11 protein-coding genes are annotated in these 11411 nt (G+C 73.4%); 1 reads left to right on the forward strand and 10 read right to left on the reverse strand.

Going from position 1 to position 11411, the window contains the following annotated elements:
• Window positions 1-58: 58 nt before the first annotated feature.
• Complete coding sequence (locus tag ACFVT2_RS10990) at window positions 59-1960, forward strand: HAD-IIIC family phosphatase (RefSeq protein WP_390015038.1); 1902 nt, start codon at window positions 59-61, stop codon at window positions 1958-1960.
• On the opposite strand, the gene mca is transcribed toward ACFVT2_RS10990, so the two are convergent.
• From mca to ACFVT2_RS11040, 10 genes are all read right to left on the reverse strand, one after another.
• Window positions 1941-2912, reverse strand: a complete 972-nt coding sequence (mca, locus tag ACFVT2_RS10995) for a mycothiol conjugate amidase Mca (RefSeq protein WP_390015039.1) — start codon at window positions 2910-2912, stop codon at window positions 1941-1943. The genes ACFVT2_RS10990 and mca overlap by 20 nt on opposite strands.
• A gap of 20 nt (window positions 2913-2932) precedes the next feature.
• A complete protein-coding gene (gene rfbA / locus ACFVT2_RS11000) occupies window positions 2933-3850 on the reverse strand; it encodes a glucose-1-phosphate thymidylyltransferase RfbA (protein ID WP_390015042.1) in 918 nt (305 codons plus the stop codon).
• A gap of 442 nt (window positions 3851-4292) precedes the next feature.
• Window positions 4293-5846, reverse strand: a complete 1554-nt coding sequence (locus ACFVT2_RS11005; RefSeq protein ID WP_390015044.1) for an amino acid adenylation domain-containing protein — start codon at window positions 5844-5846, stop codon at window positions 4293-4295.
• Window positions 5843-6106, reverse strand: a complete 264-nt coding sequence (locus ACFVT2_RS11010) for an acyl carrier protein (protein WP_390015046.1) — start codon at window positions 6104-6106, stop codon at window positions 5843-5845. Before ACFVT2_RS11010 ends, ACFVT2_RS11005 begins: the two co-directional genes overlap by 4 nt.
• A 54-nt stretch (window positions 6107-6160) precedes the next feature.
• Complete coding sequence (locus tag ACFVT2_RS11015) at window positions 6161-7294, reverse strand: nucleotide disphospho-sugar-binding domain-containing protein (protein WP_390015048.1); 1134 nt, start codon at window positions 7292-7294, stop codon at window positions 6161-6163.
• A gap of 12 nt (window positions 7295-7306) precedes the next feature.
• Window positions 7307-7993 (reverse strand): Crp/Fnr family transcriptional regulator, encoded by a 687-nt coding sequence (locus tag ACFVT2_RS11020; protein WP_390015051.1) that lies wholly within the window; start codon window positions 7991-7993, stop codon window positions 7307-7309.
• A 30-nt stretch (window positions 7994-8023) separates the two neighbouring features.
• Window positions 8024-8818, reverse strand: coding sequence for a thioesterase II family protein (locus ACFVT2_RS11025; RefSeq protein ID WP_390015054.1), 795 nt, complete (start codon window positions 8816-8818; stop codon window positions 8024-8026).
• A 28-nt stretch (window positions 8819-8846) separates the two neighbouring features.
• Window positions 8847-10130 carry a hydroxymethylglutaryl-CoA synthase family protein gene (locus ACFVT2_RS11030; RefSeq protein WP_390015057.1) on the reverse strand — a complete coding sequence of 428 codons (1284 nt, stop codon included), beginning with the start codon at window positions 10128-10130 and terminating at the stop codon, window positions 8847-8849.
• Window positions 10127-10387 (reverse strand): acyl carrier protein, encoded by a 261-nt coding sequence (locus tag ACFVT2_RS11035; RefSeq protein ID WP_390015060.1) that lies wholly within the window; start codon window positions 10385-10387, stop codon window positions 10127-10129. The genes ACFVT2_RS11030 and ACFVT2_RS11035 overlap by 4 nt, the downstream gene beginning before the upstream one ends.
• The gene (locus ACFVT2_RS11040) at window positions 10384-11394 is read right to left on the reverse strand and encodes an LnmK family bifunctional acyltransferase/decarboxylase (RefSeq protein ID WP_390015062.1); all 1011 of its coding nucleotides are present in this window, start codon (window positions 11392-11394) and stop codon (window positions 10384-10386) included. The genes ACFVT2_RS11035 and ACFVT2_RS11040 overlap by 4 nt, the downstream gene beginning before the upstream one ends.
• Window positions 11395-11411 lie beyond the last annotated feature (17 nt).

The following is an 11411-nucleotide window of genomic DNA, read 5'->3' on the forward strand; positions in this document are numbered from 1 at the left end:
GGCCGGGCCGCGCCCTAGCCTGGCGCGGACATCCGACCCGGCGGCGAGGGGCTGTGCGATGACGGCGGACGCGGCGACGGCACTGGTGCGGTTGCGGGAGCTGGTGCGGGAGGGCGGCGGGTACGGCGAGGTGCGGGCGGTGCTCGACGAACTCGCCGGTGGTCCGGGCGGGTTCGCGGACCTGGCGCGGGCCGGACGGCTGCTGGCCCGCCACGCCCCCTCCCGCACCGCCCCGGACGCCCCCGAGGAGATCGGGATCGCGGTCACCGGGCACGGCACGCTGGCCGCGCTGGTGCCGTCGCTGACCGCGGAGTGCGCCCGGCACGGCCTGTGGGCGCGGGTGGCGGTGAGCGACTTCGACGCGTATGTGCGGGACCTGCGGGACCCGTCGAGCGCGGTCTACGACGCCGGGCACCGGCTGGTGCTGTGCGTCCTGGATCCGTACGTGGTGCTCGACGAGCTGCCGGTGGTGTGGCGGGTCGGCGAGGTGCGGGCGGCCGCGGACCGGGCGCTGGCCGGGATCGGTGCGTTGGCGGAGCGGTACGCGGCGCACGGCGGCGGCACCCTGGTGCTCAACACCGTTCCGTTGCCGCGGAGTTGGTCGCACCGGCTGGTGGATCTGGCGTCCCGGGCCGAACTCGGCGTGGTGTGGCGGGAGTTCAATTCCCAACTGCTGCGGCTGGCGGCGCGGCATCCGCGGGTGGTGGTGCTGGACCTGGATCCGCTGGTGGCCGCCGGCGGGCCCGCCGAGGACCCGCGGCTGGCGGTCTACGCCAAGGCGCATCTGAGCGAGGAGCTGTTGGCCCGGTACGCGCGGGAGGTCGGGCACCTGGCCCGGGCGCTGTCCGGGCGGACGAAGAAGGTGCTGGTGGTCGACCTCGACAACACCCTGTGGGACGGGGTGCTGGGGGACGACGGGCCGGACGGGATCGCGGCGGCCGGGACCTTCCGGGGCGAGGCGTTCGGGCGGTTCCAGCGGGTCGTCAAGCAGTTGGCGAGTCAGGGCGTGGTGCTGGCGGTCAGCAGCAAGAACGAGGCCGCGGCGGTGACCACGGTGCTGCGGGACCACCCGGACATGGTGCTGCGGGAGGCCGACTTCGCCTGCGTGCGGGCCGACTGGGCGCCCAAGGACGGGAACCTGCGGGAGATCGCCGCACGGTTGAACCTGGGGGTGGACAGTCTCGTCTTCGCCGACGACTCGGCGTTCGAGACCGGGCTGGTCGCCGGGAGCCTGCCCGAGGTGGCCGTGGTCCGGCTCGGCGACGAACCGGCCGTGCACGGCCATCTGCTGCTCGCCGACGGCTGGTTCGACACGCTGGACCTGACCGAGGAGGACCGCGTCCGGGGTGCCCACTACCGGACCGAGGCGGCCCGTGCGGAGCTGCGCGCGGACACCGGCTCGTACGCGGAGTACCTGCGGCGGCTGGACGTGCGGGTCGGGATCCGGACGGCGACCGGCGGCGACCTGGCGCGGGTGGCCCAACTCACCCGGCGGACCAACCAGTTCAACCTGACGACGCTGCGGATGGGGCCGGCGGAGGTGGCGGCGTACGCCGCGGCGGCCGGGCGGACGGTGCTGGTGGTCACGGCCGCCGACCGGTTCGGGGACGCCGGGGTGGTGGGGGCGGTTTTCGCGCGGCGCGCGGACGGGGTCCTGGAACTGGACAATGCGCTGCTCAGCTGCCGGGTGTTCGGCCGGGGGATCGCGGCGGCCGCGGTGGGCTGCGTGCTGCGGCGGGCCCGGGAGTGCGGGCTGGTGGCGGTGCGCGGGCGGTACCGGGAGACCGCGAAGAACGGGCGGTTCCGGGAGTTCTATCCGTCGCTGGGGTTCGGGCGGGAGGGCGGGGACGAGGCGGCGCCGGTGTTCCGGCACGGCCTCGACCCGCTGCCCCCGGTGCCCGGCCACCTGCGGGTGACCGCGGCGTTCGGCCCCGGGCCGCTCAGCGGCCGGCCGGGGTGACGGCGCCGGCGTGCGGCCGGTCCGCCGGGGCGGTGTGCCGGGGCGCGTAGTGCAGGCGCGGCACGCCCGGCAGGGTGATGCCGGCGAACAGGTCGGTCTCCGGCAGGTGGGTGTCGACCAGGGAGCGCGCCAGGGCGTAGTCCTCGGTCGGCCAGATCTCCTGCTGGAGGGCGAGCGGCACGGCGAACCACGGGCCGTCCGGGTCGATCTGGGAGGCGTGCGCGGTCAGCGCCCGGTCGCGCACCGGGAAGTACGCGGCGCACGGGACCCGGGTGGTGATCGGGGGTTGGTGCCGCAGGTCCCGCCAGATCGGCGCGTACGGGGAGGGCAGGCCGCGATCACGGAGGGCGCGGTGCAGGGCGGCTCGGCGGGCCGGGTGGGAGCCGTGGTTGTAGTAGAGCTTGAGCGGCTGCCAGGGCGGGCCGGCCTCGGGGCAGACGTCCGGGTCGGCGGCGGCGTCGAAGGCCGCGACGGTGACCCGGTGGGTCATGACGTGGTCCGGGTGCGGATAGCCGCCGTCCGCCGCGTAGGTGGTGACCACGTGCGGCCGGAACTCCCGGATGACGCGGAGGAGTTCGCTGGCCGCGTCGGCGACGTCCAGGCGGGCGAAGCACCCCGGGGGCAGCGGCGGGGCGGGGTTGCCCTCGGGCAGGCCGGAGTCGACGAAGCCGAGCCATTCCTGGCGGACGCCGAGGATCCGTCGTGCCGTCTCCATCTCGCGGGCGCGGACCTCGGGCATCCGGGCGGCGAGTTCCGGGTCGCCGCGCAGTGCGGGGTTGAGGACGGAGCCCCGTTCGCCGCCGGTGCAGGTCGCCACCAGGACGTCGGTGCCTTCGGCGGCGTACTTGGCCATGGTGGCCGCGCCCTTGCTGGATTCGTCGTCGGGGTGGGCGTGCACGGCCAGCAGCCGCGGCCGGACCCGGTCGTGGTGGGGTTGACTGGTCTGGGTCACCGGTTCTCCTCGGACGTGGCTCACCGGCCCGCCACCGGTACCAGTCGGTCGGCGAACTGCTCGTGCCGTTGCGCCTCCCAGTCCAGGAGCCGCAGCAGGTAGTCGCCGTAGCCGCTCTTGCACAGTGGTTCGGCCAGGCGCCGCAGTTGCCCCTCGTCGATCAGGCCGGCGCGCCAGGCGGCCTCCTCGACGCAGCCGATCTTCAGGCTCTGCCGCTCCTCGATGACCCGGACGAACTCGGCGGCCTGGACGAGGGAGTCGAAGGTCCCGGTGTCGAGCCAGGCAGTGCCGCGGTCCAGGAGGGTCGCGTGCAGTTGGCCGCGCTCCAGGTAGGCGGCGTTGACGTCGCTGATCTCCAGTTCGCCGCGGGCGCTGGGGCGCAGGCCGCGGGCGATGTCGACGACCGCGCCGTCGTAGAAGTACAGGCCCGGTACGGCGTAGCGGGAGCGCGGCACGGCGGGTTTCTCCTCGATGGAGAGCACCCGGCCGGCCGGGTCGAACTCCACGACGCCGTAGGCGGTGGGGTCGGCGACCGGGTAGGCGAAGATCCGCCCGCCGGTGACCGTGCCGCGGTCGCGCAGTCGGCGGCCCAGGCCGACGCCGTGGAAGATGTTGTCGCCCAGGATCAGAGCGGCGGGTGCCCCGGCGAGGAAGTCCTCGGCGATCAGGAACGCCTGGGCGATGCCGCGGGGTTCGGGCTGGACCGCGTATTCCAGGCGCAGGCCCCAGGGGTGCCCGTCGCCCAGCAGCCGCTGGAACTGCGGGCGGTCCTCGGGTGTGGTGATCACCAGCACCTCGCTGACGCCCGCCATCACCAGGGTGCTGAGCGGGTAGTAGACCATCGGTTTGTCGAAGACCGGCATGAGTTGTTTGGACACCGCCCGGGTGATCGGCCAGAGCCGGGAGCCGGTGCCACCGGCCAGAAGGATTCCACGCACAAGAGCCACCTCCGGGACCGATGTTCCCGGCCCGCCCGGTGGCGCTCCGCTCATAACTGAGCATCGGGGCGGTACGGGATGCCGAGGCGGCCGGTCGGTGCCGGTCTGTGCCGGTCGGGCGGGCAAAGTTGAGCAGACGGCCGGTGGCGGGACACCGAGTCTTGGGGGATCCGTCCCCCGTGTCCGAGGAGCCGAACTGCCGTGTCCCGGGTTTCCGGGGGTCCGGCGGCCGAGGTGCTGGGCGCGCCCCGCCATGCCTGGACGCGGGAGGTGGTGGCGGCCCGCGCCTCACCCTGAGCCGAGCCGATCCGAACTGAATGGAACTGAGCGGAACTGCACTGCACTGTACCGAGATGGACTGAGCTGACGTCACGTCATATCCGTTGTGGGTGCGCGCCGGTGGGGCGGACCGGAAGACCCGGTCCGCCCCACGCCGCGTTGTTCAGATCCGCTCGGCGGCCTCCTCGCGCAGGCGGAGGCGGTCGGTCTTGCCGTTCGGGTTGAGCGGCGGGTCGGGCCGCGCCCACAGGTGCTTGGGGAGCATGTAGGGCGGTAGGAGTTCGGCGAGCCGTTTGGCGAGTGCGGTCAGGTCCGGGGTGTCCTCGCCGAGGACGAACGCGACCAGCACCGGGCCGGCCGGGCCGGGGACGGCGAAGGCGGCGGCCTCGGTCTGCGGGGCCGCGGTGCGCACCGCCCGTTCCACCTCGGAGAGTTCGATGCGGTAGCCCTGGATCTTGACCTGGCCGTCGCTGCGGCCGAGGTGGGCCAGCCCGCCGTCGGCGGTGCGGCGGACCCGGTCGCCGGTGCGGTACCAGCGGTGGCCGTCGTGGTCGAGGAAGCGGCCGGCGTCGTTGGCGGGGTCGAGGTAGCCGTCGAACATCTGGGGCCCGGTGACGCAGAGTTCGCCGGTGGTGGCGTCGGTGCGGCCGTCCTCGTCGAGGAGGAGGCCGCGCAGGCCGGCGTTGAGCCGGCCGATCGGGACGGTGCCGGTGGTCGCGTCGGTGGCCGGGGCCCAGCGGTGGCCGGTGCAGGCGACGGTGAGTTCGGTGGGGCCGTAGAGGTTGTCGAGGACGGTGCGGGGGGCGACCGTGCACCAGTACGCGGCGTTCTCGGCCGGTAGCGGCTCGCCGCAGAAGACCGTGTGGCGCAGGCCGGGCAGGTCGCCGGGGCGGAGCAGGTCGCGGGTGCGCACCGCGGCGACCAGGCTCGGGGTGGAGGTCCACACCGTGATGCCGTGGTCGCGGAGGTAGCGGCGGGGGTTGAGGGCCTGGAGGCGGTTGAGGACGGTCAGGCAGGCACCGGACGCCCAGGCTGCCCAGACCTCGAACATCGAGAGGTCGAAGGTGAGCTCGTAGACCTGGCCGAAGGTGTCGTCGGGGCCGAAGGTGAAGCGCGGCAGGGTCGCGGTGAGGAAGGCGGAGATGTTCCCGTGCCGGATCGGTACGCCCTTGGGGCGGCCGGTGGAGCCGGAGGTGAACAGGATGTAGGCCAGGCCGTCGTCGGGGCCGGTGGCGGGCGGGTGGTCGGCGGCGGGGTCGGGGACGCGGACGGGGGTGCCGGCCGCGGCGGGGGCCCACCGGTCGTGGCGGGGGGCGAGGACGACGGCGGGGTGGACGGCGGCGGCCAGGGCGTCGAGTTGCGCGGCGCCGGCCGGGTCGACGATGAGGGCGTCGAGGGCGGCGGCCGCGGCGATGCCCTGGTTGCGGGCGACCGGGTACTCGGGATTGAGGGGGACGGCGGTGGCGCCCGCGTACAGGGCGGCGAGGAAACCGAGGTAGCTCTCCTCGGACTTGGCGGCGAGGATGCCGACGCGGCGGGGCGGGCGGGGCCCGGTGTGCAGGGCCGCCGCCCAGGAGCGGGCGGTGCGGTCGGCCTCGTCGTAGGTCCAGCGGCGGTCGTTGAGGCGCAGTGCGGTGCCGTGCGGGTTGCGGGCCAGGCCGTCGAGGAACCAGTGGTGGAGGCGTTTGACGGGGGTGTGCGGGGCGACCGCGGTCATCGGCCGACTCCGCTGCCGGCGGCGGTGATCAGCGGCCGCAGGGCCGTCCAGATGGCGCCGGGGGTGGCGAAGGTGGCGGGGGCGATGACGGTCTCGGGCAGCGCGAGGCCGTAGGTCTCCTCCAGGGCGACGATCAGGCCGACGGTGGCCATGGAGTCGAGGCCGAAGGCGGGCAGCGAGAGGTCCGCGGTGAGCGGGGTGCCGGGGTCGAGGCCGGGCAGGCGGTCCCGGACGAGCTGCTCGAACTGCTGGTCCCACATGGGGTTGTCACCTCGTGATGGCTGGGTGGGTGGGGCGGGGCCGGGGCCGCCGGGTCAGGCGGTGGCGAACCGGACGAGGTCGGGGACGAGGTCCGCCGGGCCGGGCAGGGCCTCGGTCTCGGTGCGGACCTCGGCGGCGGCGTGGGCCAGCTTGTCGTCCTCGGTCAGGCGGCGCAGCAGGTCGGGGGTGAGGTCTTCGGGCGCTGCGGCCAGGGCCAGGCCGCGGGCGGTGGCGGCGTCGGCGTTGATGTGGCGGTCGGCGCCGTCGGGGAGCATCAGCTGCGGGACGCCGGCGCCGGCCGCCGTCATGGTGGTGCCGGCGCCGCCGTGGTGGACGATGCCGGCGCAGGTGGGCAGCAGGGCGCCGAGCGGCAGCCATCCGCAGGGGCGGACGTTGGGCGGGAGGTCGCCGAGGGAGCTGATGTCTATGTCGCCCAGGGCGAGGACGAACTCGGCGTCTACGTCGGGGGCGTGGCGGAGCAGGTGCTCGACCGGGCCGAGGCCGGTGAGCTTGGGCGCCATGGTGCCCAGGGTGACCGCGATGCGGGGGCGGCCGGGGTTCTCCAGCAGCCAGGGCGGGAGGACGCCGCCGCCGTTGTAGGGGACGTAGCGCACGGTGCGGCCGCCGGGCTCGGGGGTGACCATGCTGGGCGGTGCCACGTCCAGGACCAGGCGGGCGGGGAGTCGGCCGGCGGCGTGCCGTTCCCGGGCGTCGGCCATGTGGTCGGTGAACTGGGCGGTCTCCAGGGCGCCGCTGCGGGCGAAGCCGTAACCGTGGCTGACCACGGGGACGCCCAGCGCGGCGGCGGCCAGGGTGCCGGCGCTCCACATCTGGGAGTGGACGACGAGGTCGGGCCGCCAGTCCCGGGCCACTTTGACGGTGCCGTCGCCGAGTTCGCCGGCGGCCATCCGGGCCCACATCACGGACATCAGGCTGAGGTCGCGGGGCGGGTTCTCGGTGAGCTGGCGGACGATGTCGGGGCATTCGGCGGCGATCGTGGTGCGGAGTGCGGCCATATCGCAGTCGGGGGCGACGTCGGCGACCTGGAGGCCGGCGCCGGCCGCGGTCAGCCCGTCGCCGGTGGTGGCGAGCAGGACCTCGTGCCCGGCGGAGCGCAGCGCCCAGGCCAGCGCGATGGTCGGAAAGGTGTGGCCGATGTGCGGGTTGGTGGCGAAGAGGACGCGCATGGTTGCTCCTGTCTAGGCGGACCGGGTCTCCAGGTAGGCGGCGAGCCGGCGTTGGTCGACGACCAGGTGGGATTCGGGGGTGACCTCGACCAGGCCGACGTCACGGAAGTGCTTGAGGAAGTGGCCGACGCGGGAGCGGGTGGTGCCGACCATGCCGGACAGCTCCTCGTGGGTGATCCGCTCCTCTATGCGGGACCGCTGCCGGTCGCCCTTGCCGAGCTTGCGGGCGAGGTCCAGCAGGATCTCACCCAGGCGCTGTTCGCTGTCGACGGTGACGAGGTGGGTGATGGACTGCTGCTGTTCGGCCAGCCGCCGGGTGAGGTGGTTGATGAACGCGTCGACCAGGCCCTCCTCGGTGAGGGCGGTGAGGAACTGCCCGTAGGGCACTCTGCGGACGATGCTGTCGCGCATCGCGGTGGCGGATTCGGCGCGGACGCCGCCGAGCGAACACAGCTCCCCGAAGAGGTCCCCGGGGGTGTAGATCCGCAGCAGGCACTCCTTGCCGGAGCGGGAGAACATCACCGTCTTTATCTGGCCGCTCTCCACGTAGTAGACGTTGCGGTCCTGGTCGCCGCAGCTGTAGGCGTTCTGGTTGCGGTCGACCGTCACAGTGGAGGCCCGCACCGAGTCCTTGTAGAGCACGCCGTGCATCCGGGCGCGGAATCCGGCGGGAGCGGAGACGTGCGACGACGGGTTCATGTGGCCTCCCCAGGGCGATCGACCCGAAGCTCAGGTCCCGACCGTACGAAGGGGTCGTTGAGCGGTGGTCGATTCCCGGTGCACCGTGGACAGGGCGGTGCGGAGGGCGGTCATCAGGCCGTCGGGGGCCTCCTTGAGGTAGAAGTGGTCACCGGGGAGGACCCGTAGCAGGAAGTCGCCGCTGGTCACCTCGCGCCAGCGGGCGACCTGGTGGGGCGAGGCGAGCGGGTCGGCGTCGCCGGTGTAGGCGAAGACCGGGCAGGTGAGGGCGGGCGCGGGCGGTGGGGCGGGCCGGTAGGTCTCGTTCAGTTCGTAGTCGGCGCGCAGTGCGGGCAGGAACAGTCGCAGCAGTTCGCGCTGGCGCAGGACCTGCGGTGGGGTGCCGCCGAGCCCGGTGACCTCGGCGAGGAACTCCTCGTCGGGCAGGTGGTGGACGGCGGGCCGGTCGGTGGGGGCGTACGGGCCGCGGCGGCCGGAGACCAGTAGGGCGGCCGGGCCGGTGGCGCCGCGGTCGCGCAGCAGGCGGGCGGTCTCGTAGGCGACGATCGAGCCGAGGCTGTGCCCGAAGAAGGCGTAGGGGCGGTCCAGGTAGGGCGCCAGGCCGTCGGCGAGGTCCTCGATGAGCGGTCCCATACGGGTGTAGGGGGCCTCCCGGCCGCGGCTCTCGCGGCCGGGCAGGACGACGGGGCAGACCTCGACGTGCGGGCGCAGTGCGGTGCGCCAGGGGTGGAAGAAGGCGCCGCCGCCGCCGGCGTGGGCGAAGCAGAAGAGCCGCGGGGCGGAGCCGGCGGGGTCGGCCCGTCCCGCTATCCATGAGCCGGACAAGGTGAATCTCCTTATGGGCAGGGGGAGTTCAGCGCCAGGCGTACTGGCGGTGGTAGTCCTTGACGCCGGTGAACGTCAGGATCTCCTTGCGGTCGGCGACCCGGGCGAGGATCGGCTCCCAGGGCTCGGGGTCGATGGTGCGGTGCTGGACCGGCTCCAGGCAGCGGAGGTTGTGGTCGAGCATCCGCAGGTACTCGTCGAAGGTGATCCGGGCGCGGTGGTCCAGGTGGGCCTTGATGCCCTGGGCGGCGACCGCGGCGGCGGAGCGCTCGTCGGCGACGCCGCTGAAGAATTCCGAGGAGCAGCCGGATCCGTAGGAGAACAGGCCGATCCGGCGCGGGCCGGTGAGGGCGCCGGAGTCCAGCAGGCTGGCGAGGGCGAGGTAGACCGAGCCGGAGCAGAGGTTGCCGACGACGCTGGGGTAGACCAGGGACGGGGCGACCCGGCGGGTGAAGTCCGCGTCGATGGTGTGCGGTGCGGCGCCGTGCTCCCGCATCAGCTTGCGGTGGCCGGCCTTGACCAGTCCGGCGAACGGGGTGTGCATGACGAGGTGGTCGAAGTCGGTGGTGACGTCGACGTCCACGACGCGTGAGGCGTAGTCGGCGTAGGAGTGCTTGAGGCAGTCGAGGTAGGCGAAGAGGGAGCGGTCGACGTCGGCGATGTCGAAGCGGGGCGAGGGGCGGGCGGAGTCGAGGGTTTCGTAGCTGTAGTTGCCGAAGGCGCCCAGGTCGAGGGCGAGGACGCGCGGGTCGTCGCCGAGGAGGAGTGCGACGGCGCCGTGTCCGGCGGCCGGTTCGGAGTACTCGGCCTTCTCGTCGACGACCGCCACGTCGGTGGCGATGACCAGGGCCTTGGCGCCGGGTGAGATACCGGACGCCAGGTAGCCGACGGCCGTCTGGAGGGCGGCGGTGGCGCCGAAGCACGCCTGTTTGACCTCCAGGAGGCGGCAGTGGCGGTTCAGGCCGAGGTGTTCGTGGACGTAGGAGGTGAGCGATTTGCTGTAGTCGACGCCGGATTCGGTGGAGGTGACGACCAGTTCGATGCGGTCGCGTTCCTCGGGCGGGAGGGCGTCGACGAGTGGGCGGGCGGCGTTGACGGCGTTGGTGACCGGGTCCTCGATCGGCAGGCCGATGGAACGTTCGGTCATCATGAGGTTGTCGAGGCGGGCCGGGTCGAGGCCGCGGCCGGCGAAGAGGTCGGCGGTGGTGATCCTGGCGAGGCCGCACCAGGCGTTGAGCGCCTCGATGCCGTAGGCCGTCCGGTCGGCGGCACCGGCGGTGGCGCCGGCGGTGGCGCCGGCGGTGGCGGTCATCGCTGGGCTCCGCTCAGGAAGTCGATCAGGCTGTCGATGTCGGGCAGCTCGCTGAAGGCGGACATCGGGGCGTCGGTGCCGGTGCGCGCCATCAGCTCCGAGATGATCTCCACCCGGTCCACGGAGTCCGCCCCCAGATCCTTCAAGTGGCGTTTGCCGCCCACGAGTTGGGGGTCGATGCCGGGCAGGATGGCGGTGACGACCGCGCGGACCAGTTCCGCCGTCGCGGCCCTGTGGACGGTCGGTGTCTGGGTCATGCTGCTTCCCCCTCGGGGTCGTGGACGGTGTGCAGGGTGCTGACGGCGATCACGCGGTGGGTGCCGCGGTCGCGGATGACGACGTCGGTGAGTTCGTCGCCGGGGTCGGTGGTGCTGACCCGCGAGGTGGCGCTGAGCACCAGCACGGAGTCGAGGTCGGCGTTGCCGAGGTAGCAGATCTTCTGGTCGAGGACGGTGCGCCGCAGGAACGCGGCGTCGGACCGGTCGCGCTGCCGCCACAGGGCGAGGGCCGCCTTGTCGGCAAGGGCGAAGTACGAGGCGAAGTAGAGCAGTCCGACGCCGTTGACGTCCCGGGTGAGGTCGACCGGGTGCTCGACCAGGCCGAGGCCGGGCAGCGGCCGGTAGCCGCGGTCGGCGCGGTCGCGGAAGGTGTGCTCGCTGCGGGCCCGGCGGTAGACGGCGCGCGGCGAGTAGCGGACCGGCAGGGCCGGCAGCCCCTCGTGGCGGAAGTCGGGCGGGGACGCCTTGACCAGGTCCTGGTTGCTGCCGGGGGTGCTGCGGGTGACCCAGCGGTTGAAGTTCTCTACGTAGAGGGACCCTTCGCGGGGCTGCTCGTAGAACTCGGCGAGGTCCAGCGGCCGGTCGGCGCCGGGGGTGCCGGTGCGGTCCAGCCGGTGCAGGGTGAGCACCGATTCGCTGCCCTGGTCGTAGCAGCCGGAGGTGACGGTCAGCCGGTCGCCGAAGGTGAGCGCGCCCTGGTGCAGGGTGCGGCTGCCGTGTACCCGGAAGTAGTAGAACGCCAGGTAGGTGGGGTTGCCGGCGGTGTCCCTGGCGGCGAAGACGTCGGTGCCGCACAGGGCGCTGACGGTCTCCCAGGTCCAGTCGCCGAGCTGGCCCTGGAACAGGGAGTTGGGGCCGCACATCCCCGGGCGGACGGTGATGGTCCGCTTGACTTCCTGCCGGATGTCGAGGGACGGGGTGGTGAGCGTGGGTGTGGGCGTGCCTGTGTCTGTGGTGGTGGTTGTGGTTGTGCGTGTGGTGGTCATGCCGGGTCTCCGTCCAG

It is taken from the genome of Streptomyces sp. NPDC058000 (assembly GCF_042886435.1).
Taxonomy (GTDB): domain Bacteria; phylum Actinomycetota; class Actinomycetes; order Streptomycetales; family Streptomycetaceae; genus Streptomyces.

What these genes read in the sequence shown, in the direction of transcription:
- ACFVT2_RS10990 (WP_390015038.1), top strand. Translation starts at nt 59, where the DNA reads ATGACGGCGGACGCGGCGACGGCACTGGTGCGGTTGCGGGAGCTGGTG.
- ACFVT2_RS11005 (WP_390015044.1), bottom strand. Translation starts at nt 5,846, where the DNA reads ATGACCGCGGTCGCCCCGCACACCCCCGTCAAACGCCTCCACCACTGG.
- ACFVT2_RS11010 (WP_390015046.1), bottom strand. Translation starts at nt 6,106, where the DNA reads ATGTGGGACCAGCAGTTCGAGCAGCTCGTCCGGGACCGCCTGCCCGGC.
- ACFVT2_RS11015 (WP_390015048.1), bottom strand. Translation starts at nt 7,294, where the DNA reads ATGCGCGTCCTCTTCGCCACCAACCCGCACATCGGCCACACCTTTCCG.
- ACFVT2_RS11020 (WP_390015051.1), bottom strand. Translation starts at nt 7,993, where the DNA reads ATGAACCCGTCGTCGCACGTCTCCGCTCCCGCCGGATTCCGCGCCCGG.
- ACFVT2_RS11030 (WP_390015057.1), bottom strand. Translation starts at nt 10,130, where the DNA reads ATGACCGCCACCGCCGGCGCCACCGCCGGCGCCACCGCCGGTGCCGCC.
- ACFVT2_RS11035 (WP_390015060.1), bottom strand. Translation starts at nt 10,387, where the DNA reads ATGACCCAGACACCGACCGTCCACAGGGCCGCGACGGCGGAACTGGTC.
- ACFVT2_RS11040 (WP_390015062.1), bottom strand. Translation starts at nt 11,394, where the DNA reads ATGACCACCACACGCACAACCACAACCACCACCACAGACACAGGCACG.